The organism is Gracilibacillus caseinilyticus (genome assembly GCF_022919115.1).
Classification (GTDB): Bacteria; Bacillota; Bacilli; order Bacillales; family Amphibacillaceae; genus Gracilibacillus; species Gracilibacillus caseinilyticus.
The window spans coordinates 593,984-609,657 of the sequence record NZ_CP095072.1 but is presented as its reverse complement, the minus strand read 5'-3'; the positions used below and the strand labels follow the sequence as shown (position 1 = coordinate 609,657).

13 protein-coding genes, 2 tRNA genes, 2 rRNA genes and 1 pseudogene are annotated in these 15,674 nt (G+C 41.3%); 14 read left to right on the top strand and 4 right to left on the bottom strand.

Annotated elements, in window-relative coordinates; translation table 11 throughout:
- Positions 1–187: 187 nt before the first annotated feature.
- From MUN88_RS02905 to tsaD, 9 genes are all read left to right on the top strand, one after another.
- A 23S ribosomal RNA gene (locus MUN88_RS02905) occupies positions 188–3,099 on the top strand.
- A gap of 148 nt (positions 3,100–3,247) precedes the next feature.
- Positions 3,248–3,364, top strand: a 5S ribosomal RNA gene (gene rrf, locus MUN88_RS02900).
- Between the two features lie 59 nt (positions 3,365–3,423).
- A tRNA-Met gene (locus MUN88_RS02895) sits at positions 3,424–3,500 on the top strand.
- A 71-nt stretch (positions 3,501–3,571) separates the two neighbouring features.
- Positions 3,572–3,648, top strand: a tRNA-Asp gene (locus tag MUN88_RS02890).
- Positions 3,649–3,809: 161 nt separating this feature from the next.
- The gene (thiL, locus tag MUN88_RS02885) at positions 3,810–4,781 is read left to right on the top strand and encodes a thiamine-phosphate kinase (RefSeq protein WP_244720632.1); all 972 of its coding nucleotides are present in this window, start codon (positions 3,810–3,812) and stop codon (positions 4,779–4,781) included.
- Between the two features lie 4 nt (positions 4,782–4,785).
- A complete protein-coding gene (gene tsaE, locus MUN88_RS02880) occupies positions 4,786–5,238 on the top strand; it encodes a tRNA (adenosine(37)-N6)-threonylcarbamoyltransferase complex ATPase subunit type 1 TsaE (protein ID WP_244720630.1) in 453 nt (150 codons plus the stop codon).
- Positions 5,238–5,936, top strand: coding sequence for a tRNA (adenosine(37)-N6)-threonylcarbamoyltransferase complex dimerization subunit type 1 TsaB (tsaB, locus tag MUN88_RS02875; RefSeq protein WP_244720627.1), 699 nt, complete (start codon positions 5,238–5,240; stop codon positions 5,934–5,936). The genes tsaE and tsaB overlap by 1 nt, the downstream gene beginning before the upstream one ends.
- The gene (rimI, locus tag MUN88_RS02870) at positions 5,929–6,375 is read left to right on the top strand and encodes a ribosomal protein S18-alanine N-acetyltransferase (RefSeq protein WP_244720624.1); all 447 of its coding nucleotides are present in this window, start codon (positions 5,929–5,931) and stop codon (positions 6,373–6,375) included. Before tsaB ends, rimI begins: the two co-directional genes overlap by 8 nt.
- Positions 6,372–7,409: a tRNA (adenosine(37)-N6)-threonylcarbamoyltransferase complex transferase subunit TsaD gene (gene tsaD / locus MUN88_RS02865; protein ID WP_244720621.1), complete on the top strand. Its 1,038-nt coding sequence runs from the start codon at positions 6,372–6,374 to the stop codon at positions 7,407–7,409. The genes rimI and tsaD overlap by 4 nt, the downstream gene beginning before the upstream one ends.
- Positions 7,410–8,253: 844 nt before the next feature.
- Here tsaD and MUN88_RS02860 read toward each other — a convergent pair.
- On the bottom strand, positions 8,254–10,179 hold the full coding sequence (locus tag MUN88_RS02860) for an ABC-F family ATP-binding cassette domain-containing protein (RefSeq protein WP_244720618.1): 1,926 nt from the start codon (positions 10,177–10,179) through the stop codon (positions 8,254–8,256).
- Between the two features lie 216 nt (positions 10,180–10,395).
- Between MUN88_RS02860 and MUN88_RS02855 the strand changes: the two genes are divergently transcribed.
- Positions 10,396–11,043, top strand: a complete 648-nt coding sequence (locus MUN88_RS02855; protein WP_369809974.1) for a redox-sensing transcriptional repressor Rex — start codon at positions 10,396–10,398, stop codon at positions 11,041–11,043.
- Between the two features lie 24 nt (positions 11,044–11,067).
- Here MUN88_RS02855 and MUN88_RS02850 read toward each other — a convergent pair whose 3' ends face one another.
- Both MUN88_RS02850 and MUN88_RS02845 read right to left on the bottom strand, forming a co-directional pair.
- The gene (locus tag MUN88_RS02850) at positions 11,068–11,277 is read right to left on the bottom strand and encodes a DUF4305 domain-containing protein (protein WP_244720613.1); all 210 of its coding nucleotides are present in this window, start codon (positions 11,275–11,277) and stop codon (positions 11,068–11,070) included.
- A 7-nt stretch (positions 11,278–11,284) separates the two neighbouring features.
- Complete coding sequence (locus MUN88_RS02845; RefSeq protein ID WP_244720611.1) at positions 11,285–11,992, bottom strand: CPBP family intramembrane glutamic endopeptidase; 708 nt, start codon at positions 11,990–11,992, stop codon at positions 11,285–11,287.
- A gap of 253 nt (positions 11,993–12,245) precedes the next feature.
- On the opposite strand from MUN88_RS02845, the gene groES reads away from it, so the two are divergent.
- Together groES and groL are read left to right on the top strand one after the other, a co-directional pair.
- Entirely contained in the window at positions 12,246–12,530 is a 285-nt protein-coding gene (gene groES / locus MUN88_RS02840; RefSeq protein WP_244720608.1) for a co-chaperone GroES, read from the top strand.
- A gap of 67 nt (positions 12,531–12,597) precedes the next feature.
- Positions 12,598–14,235, top strand: a complete 1,638-nt coding sequence (gene groL / locus MUN88_RS02835) for a chaperonin GroEL (RefSeq protein ID WP_244720606.1) — start codon at positions 12,598–12,600, stop codon at positions 14,233–14,235.
- 198 nt (positions 14,236–14,433) lie between these two features.
- On the opposite strand, the gene MUN88_RS02830 is transcribed toward groL, so the two are convergent.
- Positions 14,434–14,565, bottom strand: a complete 132-nt coding sequence (locus MUN88_RS02830) for a hypothetical protein (RefSeq protein ID WP_244724300.1) — start codon at positions 14,563–14,565, stop codon at positions 14,434–14,436.
- A 115-nt stretch (positions 14,566–14,680) separates the two neighbouring features.
- Between MUN88_RS02830 and MUN88_RS02825 the strand changes: the two genes are divergently transcribed.
- A complete protein-coding gene (locus MUN88_RS02825; RefSeq protein WP_244720603.1) occupies positions 14,681–14,851 on the top strand; it encodes a hypothetical protein in 171 nt (56 codons plus the stop codon).
- An 81-nt stretch (positions 14,852–14,932) separates the two neighbouring features.
- A pseudogene (locus MUN88_RS02820) lies at positions 14,933–15,563 on the top strand (IS256 family transposase); the annotation flags it as partial.
- Positions 15,564–15,674: the final 111 nt, after the last annotated feature.

Sequence of the window (15,674 nt, the reverse complement as noted above, 5' to 3'; positions counted from 1 at the left end):
GGTGACAAATCATACTTGGTTGTTTGGTTCAGTTTTGAGAGATCAATACTCTCTTGAACTTGTACCTTGAAAACTAGATAAGAGTAATCAGGACGTGGAAGCAACTGCTTGACAGCTGTGGAAACGAAACTGATGACAAGACATCAAACAATAACCAACTCGCTTTTCATTGGAATAAAGTAAGTATAGTTAAGTGAAGAAGGGCGCACGGTGGATGCCTTGGCACTAGGAGCCGATGAAGGACGGGACAAACACCGATATGTCTCGGGGAGCCGTACGTAGGCCTTGATCCGAGAATTTCCGAATGGGGAAACCCTCTGCTCGTCATGGAGTAGAACATTTATCTGAATCCATAGGATAAATGAGGCAGACCCGGGGAACTGAAACATCTCAGTACCCGGAGGAAGAGAAAGCAAACGCGATTTCCCGAGTAGCGGCGAGCGAAACGGAATTAGCCCAAACCAAAAAGCTTGCTTTTTGGGGTTGTAGGACACTCCTTTGGAGTTACAAAGAAATACATTAGACGAAGTGGTCTGGAAAGGCCCATTATAGAAGGTAACAATCCTGTAGTCGAAAATGTGTTTCCTCCGGAGTGGATCCTGAGTACGGCGGAACACGTGAAATTCCGTCGGAATCCGGGAGGACCATCTCCCAAGGCTAAATACTCCCTAGTGACCGATAGTGAACCAGTACCGTGAGGGAAAGGTGAAAAGCACCCCGGGAGGGGAGTGAAAGAGAACCTGAAACCGTGTGCCTACAAGTAGTCGGAGCCCTTTTATGGGTGACGGCGTACCTTTTGTAGAATGGACCGGCGAGTTACGATCCCCTGCAAGGTTAAGTGGAAGACACGGAGCCGCAGCGAAAGCGAGTCTGAACAGGGCGTTTTAGTAGGTGGTCGTAGACCCGAAACCGTGTGATCTACCCATGTCCAGGGTGAAGGTCAGGTAACACTGACTGGAGGCCCGAACCCACGCACGTTGAAAAGTGCGGGGATGAGGTGTGGGTAGGGGTGAAATGCCAATCGAACACGGAGATAGCTGGTTCTCTCCGAAATAGCTTTAGGGCTAGCCTCAAGGCATGTATGTTGGAGGTAGAGCACTGATTGGACTAGGGGCCCTTACCGGGTTACCGAATTCAGTCAAACTCCGAATGCCAATCATATTACCTTGGGAGTCAGACTATGGGTGATAAGGTTCATAGTCGAAAGGGAAACAGCCCAGACCGTCAGCTAAGGTCCCAAAGTATACGTTAAGTGGAAAAGGATGTGGCGTTGCATAGACAACCAGGATGTTGGCTTAGAAGCAGCCATCATTTAAAGAGTGCGTAATAGCTCACTGGTCGAGTGACGCTGCGCCGAAAATATACCGGGGCTAAACGTATCACCGAAGCTACGGATTGATCTACGATCAATGGTAGGAGAGCGTTCTAAGTGCAGCGAAGTCAGACCGTGAGGACTGGTGGAGCGCTTAGAAGTGAGAATGCCGGTATGAGTAGCGAAAAAGAAGTGAGAATCTTCTTCACCGAATGCCTAAGGTTTCCTGAGGAAGGCTCGTCCGCTCAGGGTTAGTCGGGGCCTAAGCCGAGGCCGAAAGGCGTAGGCGATGGACAACAGGTTGATATTCCTGTACCACCCAATTCCGTTTGAGTGATGGGGGGACGCAGAAGGATAAGGAATGCGCACCACTGGATGTGTGCGTTGAAACAGTAAGTGAGTCAGATAGGCAAATCCGTCTGGCAATCACAAGCTGTGATCAGGAGGGAAATATAGTACCGAAGTTCCGGATTTCACGCTGCCAAGAAAAGCCTCTAGCAAGGAAAAGGGTGCCCGTACCGCAAACCGACACAGGTAGGCGAGGAGAGAATCCTAAGGTGATCGGGAGAACTCTCGTTAAGGAACTCGGCAAAATGACCCCGTAACTTCGGGAGAAGGGGTGCTTCTTTTGCGAGAAGCCGCAGTGAAAAGGCCCAAGCGACTGTTTAGCAAAAACACAGGTCTCTGCGAAGCCGTAAGGCGAAGTATAGGGGCTGACACCTGCCCGGTGCTGGAAGGTTAAGGGGATGCGTTAGCATTAGCGAAGCGTTGAACCGAAGCCCCAGTAAACGGCGGCCGTAACTATAACGGTCCTAAGGTAGCGAAATTCCTTGTCGGGTAAGTTCCGACCCGCACGAAAGGTGCAACGACTTGGGCACTGTCTCAACGAGAGACCCGGTGAAATTATACTATGCGTGAAGATGCGCATTACCCGCGACAGGACGGAAAGACCCCGTGGAGCTTTACTGTAGCCTGATATTGAATGTTGGTACAGCTTGTACAGGATAGGTGGGAGCCTGAGATACGTGAGCGCTAGCTTACGTGGAGGCGCCGGTGGGATACCACCCTGGCTGTATTGACCTTCTAACCCAGAACCGTGATCCGGTTCGGAGACAGTGTCAGGTGGGCAGTTTGACTGGGGCGGTCGCCTCCTAAAATGTAACGGAGGCGCCCAAAGGTTCCCTCAGAATGGTTGGAAATCATTCGCAGAGTGCAAAGGCAGAAGGGAGCTTGACTGCGAGACCTACAAGTCGAGCAGGGACGAAAGTCGGGCTTAGTGATCCGGCGGTACCGAATGGAAGGGCCGTCGCTCAACGGATAAAAGCTACCCCGGGGATAACAGGCTTATCTCCCCCAAGAGTCCACATCGACGGGGAGGTTTGGCACCTCGATGTCGGCTCATCGCATCCTGGGGCTGTAGTCGGTCCCAAGGGTTGGGCTGTTCGCCCATTAAAGCGGTACGCGAGCTGGGTTCAGAACGTCGTGAGACAGTTCGGTCCCTATCCGTCGTGGGCGTTGGAAGTTTGAGAGGAGCTGTCCTTAGTACGAGAGGACCGGGATGGACACACCGCTGGTGCACCAGTTGTTCTGCCAAGAGCATCGCTGGGTAGCTACGTGTGGAAGGGATAAGTGCTGAAAGCATCTAAGCATGAAGCCCCCCTCAAGATGAGACTTCCCATCACGTAAGTGAGTAAGATCCCTCAGAGACGATGAGGTTGATAGGTTCGAGGTGGAAGCATGGTGACATGTGAAGCTGACGAATACTAATAGATCGAGGACTTATCTATACAAATGTTTCTGATGTGCAACGGTTCGTTGATGTCTGTCTCTTGTCTTATCTAGTTTTCAAGGTGCAAACCCATGTAATAATATAGGATGATTGATTAAAATCGTCACATCCATGTGACAACATCGATCGACCAACATCCTTGTTAGTCTGGTAGCGATAGCGAAGAGGTCACACCTGTTCCCATGCCGAACACAGCAGTTAAGCTCTTCAGCGCCCATGGTAGTTGGGGCTCGCGCCCCTGCAAGAGTAGGACGTTGCCAGGCTGTTATATTTTATATAACTAAAAAGTTATAGAGTAACAAATTAATATTATTATTATCGTCGCGGGGTGGAGCAGTCTGGTAGCTCGTCGGGCTCATAACCCGAAGGTCGCAAGTTCAAATCTTGCCCCCGCAACCAAATTTTCTTAATACGTTGAAATAACTTCTTCGAAAGAAAATGAATGTAGTGCCCATTGGGTACAACCAAATGGTCCGGTAGTTCAGTTGGTTAGAATGCCTGCCTGTCACGCAGGAGGTCGCGGGTTCGAGTCCCGTCCGGACCGCCAGTTTATGACTAACAAACCTTAAGTATGGTAACTTAGGGTTTTTTTGTTTGTCCAAAAATAAAAAATTTTTCCTAATTACCACTACATATAGAGGTTCGTCCTGTCACCAACGTTAAAGATTTGGTATGATAATTTTAGGTTGCTTTTTTGGAGGTGCTGGCATGGAGGAGTTTGACTTTATTCAATCGATAAAACCGAAGTATTATCGTCAATCATCCGTTATCAAGGGTATCGGCGATGATGCTGCCATATTGAGACATACAAATAACGATATAATAATGACAATGGATACAATGGTTGAAAATATACATTTTAACGAAATGACAACTGCACCGTTTCATATCGGCTACCGTGCACTAGCGGCGAATATTAGTGACATTGCGGCAATGGGAGGAAAGCCAGTCTCCTATTTAGTGTCTATTACTGTACCTGATCGATGGTCAGCAGAGGAACTGCAAGAAATATATCAAGGTATGACAGCATTGGCAAATGCTTATCACATGGACTTAATCGGTGGTGATACAGTCTCTGGTGAGCATCTAAGTTTGTCAATCACCGTATTAGGAACAGTAAACAATGGTAAAGCTAGATATCGTAATACTGCTAGAGAACATGATATAATCTTTGTAACCGGTACGCTTGGGGATTCTGCATACGGTTTGCATTTGTTACTGAATGAACAAGATGATGCAGCATCGCAATATTTTATTCATCGTCATCAGATGCCAAGCCCAAGAGTGTCATTTATTAATCAGGCTAGACCTATAGAACGGATGGCATTAAATGATGTGAGTGATGGTATTGCAAATGAAGCGAATGAAATCGCAGCTGCTTCAGATAAAGGAATGCTGTTGGATTTTGATCGCATCCCCTACCACGATTTACTTGCAAAGAATTCTCCAGATAACTTGTATCAATGGATATTAAGTGGTGGAGAAGACTTTGAATTAATAGGAACAGTGCCGCCTGAAGATTGGGATAGACTAATGGAATACGCGAAACTCACTGACACAAAGCTAACCTCAATCGGTAAGGTAGTAGATAACGAAAAATTTAATGGAAAAGCCTGGTTGCGATATCAAGGTCAATTAAAAATCTTAGATAAATCAGGATATACACATCTGAAAAGGTGATAACATGGAACAATATATATTTGAAACGGCAACAGAAGAAGAAACGAAACGACTGGCCAGCAAATTAGCTACATTACTGAGACCTAATGACGTCATTACACTTGAAGGTGACTTAGGTGCTGGAAAGACAACTTTCACAAAAGGACTTGGCGCTGGTCTAGGTGTTACCAGAACGATTAATAGTCCTACATTTACGATAGTAAAAGAATATCAAGGTGAAATCCCACTATACCATATGGATGTGTACCGTCTGGAGAATAGTGAGGAAGATATCGGATTTGATGAATACTTTAATGGAGATGGAATTACGGTTGTCGAATGGGCACGTTTTATCGAAGAATTTTTACCGCATGAACGACTGGGGATTCAGATGAAAAGGATAGATGAAACAAAACGGAAGATTATTTTTCAGCCTATCGGTAGTTATTTTCATTCCGTATGTAAGGAGTTATATTAATGAATGTGTTGGCGATAGATACTTCTAATCAGCTATTGGGAGTAGCGGTGAGTTCAAATGGAGAGATAAAGGCAGAATATACTGCTAATGTGAAACGTAATCATTCGATTGGTTTACTGCCGGCAGTAGATTATGTGATGAATCAAGCTGGTTTAAGCCCTGATCAATTAGATCGTATTGCCGTAGCAAAAGGACCTGGCTCTTATACTGGAGTGAGAATAGGATTGGCCACAGCCAAAACAATGGCATGGACATTGCAGATTCCGATTATGGCGATATCGAGTTTAGCGTTAGTGGCACATAATGCGAGATATGCCAATATGATTGTATCTCCTTTTTTTGATGCACGAAGAGGATTGGTTTATACCGGTTTATATGAATACAAGCAGGGCCATTTGCAAGAATTGACTGAAGACCAGAATATCTTAATGGAGCAGTGGTTAGAAGATTTAAAGCAGCGTGGAGAACATGTTCTCTTTCTAAGTCAGGATTTAGATAAACACCAGGGATTGATAAAAGAAAAACTCGGGGACTATGCACACTTTCCCTTTGCCGTAGATAACCTTCCCCGTCCAGGTGTTCTCGCTTTATTAGCTGCGAATTATCAGGAGAGTCAAGTACATGAGTTAACACCAAATTATATTAGAATGGTGGAAGCTGAAGCTAATTGGCTAAAGGAACAAGAGAAAAATGTCTAGTGTACAATTTCGCAAAATGGAACAAGAAGACTTACATGCGGTTAAAGAAATAGATAAACGGTCCTTTTCTGTTCCTTGGCCAGATGATATATATGATCAGGAATTATATAAAAACACTTATGCACATTATTTTGTGGCTGTTGTGGATAAGAAGGTAGTCGGATTCTGCGGAGTGTGGATGGTAATTGATGAAGCACAAATTACGAATATTGCGGTTGATCCAGATTACCGAGGAACAGGATACGGGAAAGGTTTATTTCAATATGTGATCAATTACGCGATTGCCAGCGGAATTACACAATTATCATTAGAAGTACGTGTTTCTAATCTGGCTGCACAGAAAATGTACAAGAAATTCGGTTTACAACCTGGTGGTATACGTAAAAATTATTATACCGACAACCAGGAAGATGCTTTAGTATTGTGGGTGAGTTTATGAGTGAATACATTTTAGGAATCGAAACAAGCTGTGATGAAACAGCCGCTGCTATCATTAAGGATGGTACTAAAATTGTATCGAATGTAGTAGCATCACAAATTGAGAGTCATCAGCGATTTGGTGGAGTAGTACCGGAAATAGCCTCTAGACATCATGTGGAGCAAATTACGCTCGTACTGGAGGAAGCCTTTGTGAAGGCTGATTTGACCATAGATGATATCGATGCGATCGCAGTGACGGAAGGTCCAGGTCTTGTTGGTGCATTACTTGTTGGTGTGAATGCAGCAAAAGGTTTAGCCTATGCTCACCAGAAACCTTTAATTGGTGTCCATCATATCGCTGGTCATATTTACGCAAACCGTTTAGAAAAAGAATTTGCATTTCCATTATTAGCTTTAGTTGTTTCCGGTGGTCACACTGAGCTAATCTTAATGAGAGGTCATGGGGAATTTGAGATTATTGGCGAAACGCGAGATGATGCGGCAGGTGAAGCATATGATAAAGTAGCTCGGACGCTTGAATTACCGTATCCAGGCGGGCCAAAAATTGATACATTGGCACATCAAGGGGAAGAGACGATCGATTTTCCTCGTGCCTGGCTGGAAGACGATTCATTTGACTTTAGCTTTAGTGGACTTAAATCCGCAGTTATTAACACACTCCATAATGGGAAGCAAAAGGGACTGAGTTTGAAGCAGGAGGATGTTGCAGCAAGTTTTCAGGCTAGTGTGGTGGATGTGTTAACAGAAAAAACATACAGAGCAGCGAAACAATTTGATGTAAAGCAAGTCATTGTGGCTGGTGGAGTAGCAGCTAATAAAGGATTACGCTATGCAATGGAGCAAAAATTTAAATCAGAAACGTCAATGGAGTTGCTGTTCCCGCCATTATCCCTATGCACAGATAACGCGGCGATGATAGCAGCAGCAGGCTCAATCGCCTATCAACAAGGTCACCGCGCCTCATGGGATTTAAACGCCAATCCAGGTTTAGGTTTAGAACGATACGCCAAACGATCAACGTCAGAAAGTTAATTCTTTCTGGCGTTTTTCCAATCCGCAAAGAATGATGGAGTAACAATAAGACTGCTCATAATACGGATTATGTTAACTAGCGTTGAATCCATATTGAAATCTAGTTAGAGGTATAATGCCGCTCCGGCCAACCACTCCGCGTCCTGCGGGGCACGGCTGAAGCTAACTTTGTGAAGAAGACCGCTTCACAAAGTGGATCTTCAGCACCTGCACGTCCCGCGGGAGTCTACGTGGTTGGCCTGCGCTAGGATTCGTACTCTACAACTTTAGGAATTGCTAGCATATTGATTGCATCCATAAATAACAGCATTTGAATAACATAATGCCTAGAACCACTGCTTTTAGCTGTCCTATAAGTTGTAGCACTTCCCTTAAGCGTAGGAAATATGCGGAGACTCCCGTGGAATCAGCGCGAGCTGAAGATCCACTTAGGAAAGAAAAGAATTTTCTTTCCTAGGTTAGCTGAAGCCGTGCCCACAGGACGCGGAGCATATTTCTGGAGCTTTGCTACGCATTTATCAACTATCAAAATTACCACATCGTATTACACATCTACTTTACATAATCCGTATTATAGGAAGCAATTTTTTCACTCTAAAAAGTTTTTCGATATTATCCACAGGCAAACAGAGGATAATGTGAATAAAATGAAAAACCTTGTCATATCAAGGAATAAAGCGCATGAAAAAATGTGGATAAATGCGGGTAGGATTGTGTATAATGTGGACAATTATCTTGATAACTGAATTAATAGGGGTGAATAAGTGGATAACCCTGTGCATAAAGTGAAAAGTGTCATAAATAAAAAGGACAAATTACGCATGTGGCAATTTGTCCTTTTCGACTATTCGTGTAATGATTCCCACTCTTCCATTAATTCATCCATTTTTGCTTGTGCAGCTTTTTCCTGATTCGACAATTCCAGCGCTTTTTCATGGTCTTGAAATACTTCAGGATCAGCTAATTGATGATGAATTTCTTCCATTTCAAGTTCTAATGCTTCAATCTCATTTTCTATCTCGGTGATGCGACGATCTCGCTTACGCTGTTCTTTCTTTAGCTGTTTTTCCTGTTCAAAATCGGATTTCGCTGTTGTCTTTTTAACTGTCTCTGCTTGTTCTGCTTCTTTTAAAGCAGCGAGTTCCTGTTCCTCTTGCTTTTTCTCCACATAGTAGTCATAATCCCCAATATAGAGTGTTGTCTTATCATGTTGCATTTCCAGAACGTGCGTTGCGAGCTTGTTGATAAAGTAACGATCATGTGATACAAACAGAATGGAACCAGGATAATCGATTAAGGCAGCTTCCAACACTTCTTTACTATCCAAATCCAAATGGTTGGTCGGCTCATCCAGTAATAAGAAGTTCGACTTTTCCATCATAAGCTTCGCAAGCGCCAGCCTTGCTTTTTCTCCACCACTTAATGCAGATACGTTACGCAAGACATCATCACCGGAGAACAAGAAATTACCTAGTATTGTACGGATATCCTTCTCATCAATGGAAGGATAGTCATCCCATAATTCATGTAATACGGTTTTCTTCGTATTTAATTGTGTTTGTTCCTGATCATAATATCCAATTTGTACATTGGCACCGAGCTGAATTTCTCCTGATGCAGGATCTAATTGACCAATAATCGTTTTTAATAATGTTGATTTACCTACCCCATTCGGTCCAACAAGCGCGACACTGTCGCCACGTTCAATGTGTAATTGTAAGTTGGAGAATGTATCGGAAGAAGCAGCGTGATAACGAAAGGCTAAATCATTGATTTTTAACACATCATTGCCACTTCTTCTCTCGATAGAGAATGAGAACTTCGCGGAACCCTCATTACCTGCAGGCTTGTCCATAACGTTCATCTTTTCCAATTGTTTTCTTCTGCTTTGGGCACGCTTGGTAGTGGATGCACGTACAATATTTTTTTGAATGAACTCTTCCATTCTTTTAATTTCCGTCTGTTGCTTTTCATAAAGTTTCAAATCACGTTCATAGTTGGCTGCTTTTTGTTCAAGATATTTACTGTAGTTACCATGAAATTTACTGGAATGATGACGAGAAATTTCATAGACGATATCCACGGTTTTGTCTAAAAAGTAGCGATCGTGGGAAACAATGACAACTGCACCGGAATAGCTGTTTAAATACCCTTCAAGCCAGGTAAGTGTGTCGATATCTAAGTGGTTGGTCGGTTCATCCAAAATCAGGATATCTGGTTTTGTTAAAAGTAGCTTCCCTAATGCTAATCTGGTTTTCTGACCACCGCTTAATGTAGCGATTGGCGTATCCCACATTGATTCCGGGAAAGCAAGACCATTTAAGACAGCCTTGACATCAGCTTCATATTGATAGCCTCCATCTAGCTTAAATTGTTCTTGTTTTTGATCATATTTTGCAAGTAACTGCTGGTAACGATCATGGTCTGCGAGCAAATCAGGATCACCCATCTGCTCTTCCATCTTGCGTAATGCTTGTTCATCCTTCTGAAAATGTTCAAAGATCTTCAGCATTTCCTGCCAGATTGTTTCATCAGAATCTAGACCGGAATGTTGGGCAAGATATCCTAACGATACTTCCTTTGGTTTATGAATTTCTCCTTCATCGTAGCTTAATTGACCGGAAATAATGTTGAGCAGTGTCGATTTACCCGCACCGTTCCGTCCTACGATTGCAATACGTTCATTGCTTTTAATTTCTAGTTTAATATTGGATAAGATCAGTTCTGCACCAAATCTTTTAGTTAAATTGTTCACTTGTAAATAAATCATCTGGTTCACCTCTAATGTATTAAGTGTATCTAAAAGCAGATAGCACTGCAAGCAGCTGTTATTAGTTCTATTTAAAACTTCACCAGTGGTCCAATTTGTTCAATCAAAATGTAATAGGTGAATAATTTCACGACATTTGTGGATATTTCTGTTAGAATAAAAGTAAGTAAAAACCTTCACAAGTTAGAAAGCGATTAAAAGTAAGGGGAATGAATGATGTCGAATCAACACAAAATACCACAGGCAACAGCTAAACGTTTACCTTTATATTATCGATTCTTGAACAATCTGCATATTCAAGGAAAATCACGTGTATCGTCCAAGGAGTTAAGTGATGCAATCAAAGTAGACTCTGCAACGATCCGAAGGGATTTCTCCTATTTTGGTGCGCTTGGAAAAAAAGGTTACGGCTATAATGTGGAATATTTGCTAGGATTCTTTCGTAAAACACTGGATCAGGACGAGAATACGCCTGTTGCATTGATCGGGGTAGGGAATTTAGGAACCGCTTTTTTGAATTATAATTTTACCAAAAACAATAATACGAAAATCGAAATTGCATTTGATGCAGACAAACGAAAAGTAGGAAACACGATTGGCGATATTCAAGTCCATCATATCGATGAGCTTGAAGACCATTTGGACAAAATCTCCGTAGCTATTCTAACCGTACCTGTGTCAGAAGCACAAAATATTACGGATCGACTCGTGGATGCTGGTATCAGCGGCATTCTGAATTTTACGCCAGCTCGAATTACAGTGCCTGACAGCATACGTGTTCATCATATTGATTTGGCGGTGGAACTGCAATCGCTTGTTTATTTCATGAAGCATTATCCACTGAATGATGATGAAGACATATAAAAAATAACCATCCTCGAAAGGTGGTTATTTTTTCTTTTTATCATTCGCTTTTTTGATACGTAAATGTAAGTTCACAAGACGTATGGCAACCACGATATCAATTGTTGCAAAGGTCGCTAAAAAGATAGTGATAAAGTTAAATACTGTGTCCTCTGCCGATTGTACTGCAATGTAAATAAACAATACAGACAGTACAATATAAAAGAAGGCAGAACGCAATGGTGATATTCGCATAATCCTATTATCCTCCAATAATAATCGTCATTAATTCCTCTAATTGCTTCATTTGTTGTTCGATCTGCTCAGAATCTAATGAAAGTTGTCCAATTACAGCGAATGTATTAATCGACATGTGTGCGATAATCGGCACAATAATTCTTTTGGTTTCCACATATAAAAAGGCGAAGATCATCCCGATTGCTGTGTAGGTTAGTAGATGACTGAAATCCATGTGTACTGTTGCAAATATCAGACCTGAAATAATCGCTGCAAAAAAGAAATTCATTTTTTTATATAGTGTCCCAAAGATAGCTTTTCGAAAAACTAACTCTTCCAATATCGGACCTAATACTGAAATGATGATAATGAAGATCGGCATCTGTCGAGCTACGTTCATTAAATCCATCGTATTTTCTGAACCGGGTTTAATCCCGAATACGAATGTTTCAATGAGGATGGATGCATATTGTCCAATCATTACAAGAAAGAAACCAAGTACAGACCATAGAATAATATTTCCTATTCTTTTATGTTCCAGATCAAAGAATTCTTTCATTTCACCTTTTAATATAATGAATGAAACAACTAACGCCAATGCAAATGTGATAACGGACCACCATGTAGAGAAAGTTTCCATATCAGTGATTAAATCTCTAAAAGGCAACACTAAAAAGATGGAAAACTGCATGGCAACATAGGTGACAATCAAATATATATATTTTTTTGGCAATGTATAACGACTCCCTTAATTTCTTTTTCTATCATGATACGTATTTTAACATAAATTTAGAATAAAATTGAAATAGTTCGTCTACATATAGAAGTGTGAGTATAATCAACGAAAAAAATTCGCTAAACGGTAGTAAAATACTTGCAAAAAATGATTGTATTCATTATTATAAGAATTGTATTAGCACTCCCTAGACAAGAGTGCTAATAATCGACAAATAATTGAATGTGAAATTCAAGGAGGTAACGAAAAGATGCTAAAACCATTAGGTGATCGTGTCATTATTGAGCTTGTAGAGCAAGAGGAAAAAACAGCAAGTGGAATTGTTCTTCCAGATTCTGCGAAGGAAAAACCACAAGAAGGTAAGGTTGTAGCTGTTGGTTCTGGTCGTGTAACAGATAAAGGAGAAAAAATTGCACTCGAAGTAGAACAAGGAAATACCATTATTTTCTCTAAATTTGCTGGCACAGAAGTGAAATATGAAGGTAAAGAATACTTAATTCTTCGTGAGAGCGACATCTTAGCAATTATTGGCTAAGAACAACGAAGAGCTTTAACAATAAAATCACATACATTTTTAAAATTTTCGAGGAGGTTTTTCGATTATGGCTAAAGAATTAAAGTTCAGTGAAGAAGCACGTCGTGCAATGCTTCGTGGGGTAGATACACTTGCAAATGCAGTTAAAGTAACGCTTGGACCAAAAGGTCGTAACGTTGTGTTAGATAAAAAATACGGGTCACCACTTATTACGAACGATGGTGTAACGATCGCGAAAGAAATTGAATTAGAAGATAATTTCGAAAACATGGGTGCACAGCTTGTATCCGAAGTAGCATCTCAAACAAATGATGTTGCTGGTGACGGTACAACTACTGCAACTGTTCTTGCGCAAGCAATGATCCAGGAAGGTCTAAAAAACGTTGCATCTGGTGCAAACCCAGTAGGCGTTCGCCGTGGTATCGAAAAAGCGGTTGAAATCGCAACAGAAGAGCTTCGCAATATTTCAAAACCAATCGAAGGAAGAGATTCAATTGCACAGGTTGCTGCTATTTCTTCTGCTGATGAAGAAGTAGGTCAACTGATCGCAGAAGCAATGGAACGTGTAGGTAACGACGGTGTTATCACAATCGAAGAATCTAAAGGCTTCAACACAGAATTAGAAGTAGTGGAAGGTATGCAATTCGATCGTGGTTATGCTTCTCCATACATGGTTACAGACCAGGACAAAATGGAAGCAGAGCTTGAAGATCCGTATATCTTAATTACAGATAAGAAAATCAACAATATCCAAGAAGTATTACCTGTACTTGAGCAAGTCGTACAACAAGGTAAACCACTTCTTTTAATCGCTGAAGATGTAGAAGGCGAAGCACTTGCTACATTAGTAGTGAACAAACTTCGTGGTACATTTAATGCAGTAGCTGTTAAAGCTCCTGGATTCGGTGACCGTCGTAAAGCAATGCTAGAAGATATTGCGACGTTAACTGGTGCAGAAGTAATTACAGAAGATCTTGGATTAGATCTTAAAAACACTGGTATCGAACAATTAGGTCGCGCTTCTAAAGTAGTGGTAACGAAAGAAAACACTACAGTTGTAGAAGGTGCTGGAGATCCAGAACAAATTTCTTCCCGTGTTGCACAAATCCGTGCACAAATTGAAGAAACAACTTCTGAATTCGATAAAGAAAAATTACAAGAACGTCTTGCTAAATTAGGTGGCGGTGTAGCAGTAGTTAAAGTTGGTGCTGCAACAGAAACTGAATTAAAAGAACGTAAACTTCGTATTGAAGATGCATTGAACTCTACTCGTGCAGCTGTTCAAGAAGGTATCGTTTCAGGTGGTGGTACTGCACTGCTTAACGTATACAATAAAGTGGCAGAACTTAACCTTACAGGTGACGAAGCTACTGGTGTAAGCATCGTACTTCGCGCACTAGAATCACCAGTACGTCAAATCGCAGAGAACGCTGGTTTAGAAGGTTCTATCATTGTAGAGCGTCTTAAAGGCGAAGCGGTTGGCATTGGCTTTAACGCAGCAACTGGCGAATGGGTAAACATGATCGACGCTGGTATCGTTGACCCAACAAAAGTAACTCGCTCTGCACTTCAAAACGCAGCATCTGTATCTGCTATGTTCTTAACAACAGAAGCAGTAGTAGCTGACATTCCAGAAGAAGGCGGCGGTGCCCCTGACATGAGTGGAATGGGTGGCGGAATGCCTGGTATGGGCGGCATGATGTAAGAAACGCCTATAAACATTGATAAAACAACGTTTATAAGCGTTAAATCTTGTTCATGTTCATGCTTTTGTTCATGTTTCACTTAATAATATTATGAGAGAGGTCTTTCATTAAGTTACTAAACTTATTGGAGGCCTCTTTTTTAATGTTCTTTGTCATATGAGCGTATATGTCCATTGTAGTGTTAATATCAGCATGTCCTAGTCGTTCTTGTATCTCTTTAATGTGTAGTAGTTAGCTTCAATCAGTAAAGAGGTGTGAGTATGCCTAAAAGTATGAGGTGTAATATGTTTTTTAATCTTAGTTTTCTTAAGCAAACGTTGCAACCTAATAGAGATAGACTTTAATGTTTTTGGATAACCTTCATTAGTTGCAAAAATAAAATTATTATCGTGATAAAACCAATACCAAGGGAGTGAATGAACTGAAAAGAATTATAAAAACAAATTGAAAGTACCTTTCAAAAAGTACGTTATTTATAATGAAAAATATGTTGACTTGTCTGAAGAAGAAGCAGAAAGAAAAGTAAAAGAAGATGGATGGGAATGGGAAGATCAAGTTAACAAGTATGTGAAGAAAAGTTCAATAAAAGCGGGGAGTGTAATATTAACTGTGTAAGTAAGAAATGCATACGGTTTCTTACTCACACAGTTTTTTATTTGGTAGAATAATAACTATAAAGCTAAAGGAGTGTTTGAAATGGGTAAACCTAAAAGAGATCCTAACTCCGTAGAATTAGCTAACAAGATTATTGAACAGTATCAACCAAAGTCTGTGGAAGATATGCAAGAAGCATTAAAAGACATATTTGGACCTATGTTTGAATCGATGTTAAAAGGTGAAATGCATCATCATATGGACTATGAATCGAATGATAAGAGGGAAAAAGAAACCAATAATAGACGGAACGTGTATGGAAAAAAGACAGTCAAAACGACAGCTGGAGAAGTGAATATTGCCGTACCTAGTGATCGTGACGGTTCATTTGAACCCCAATTTATTCCAAAGCGTAGAAGAGATGTTTCTGCCATCGAGGAGAAAGTGATCTCCATGTATGCAAGAGGAATGTCTCAGCGGGCGGGATATATCATCCACTGTCGAAGATATCTACGGCTTCTCTGTGTCTCATGACATGATATCCGACATTACCGATACAGTGCTTCCTGACTTAGAAGAGTGGCAAAGTCGCCCTTTAAGCAACTGTTATCCCTTTGTATTTGTAGATTGCCTTTATACGATGATACGTAATGACTACGAAACAAAGAAATACGCTGTTTATACCATGTTAGGCTATACCATGGAAGGAAAGAAAGACATTCTTGGTCTGTGGTGGTATGGGTATTAAGGATAATGCAACCACTGTATGTCTTTTCCTTAGCGATACTAACGAAATATGTATATATAATAATAATTATGCAGATGGTTGTATTAAATTTTTTGA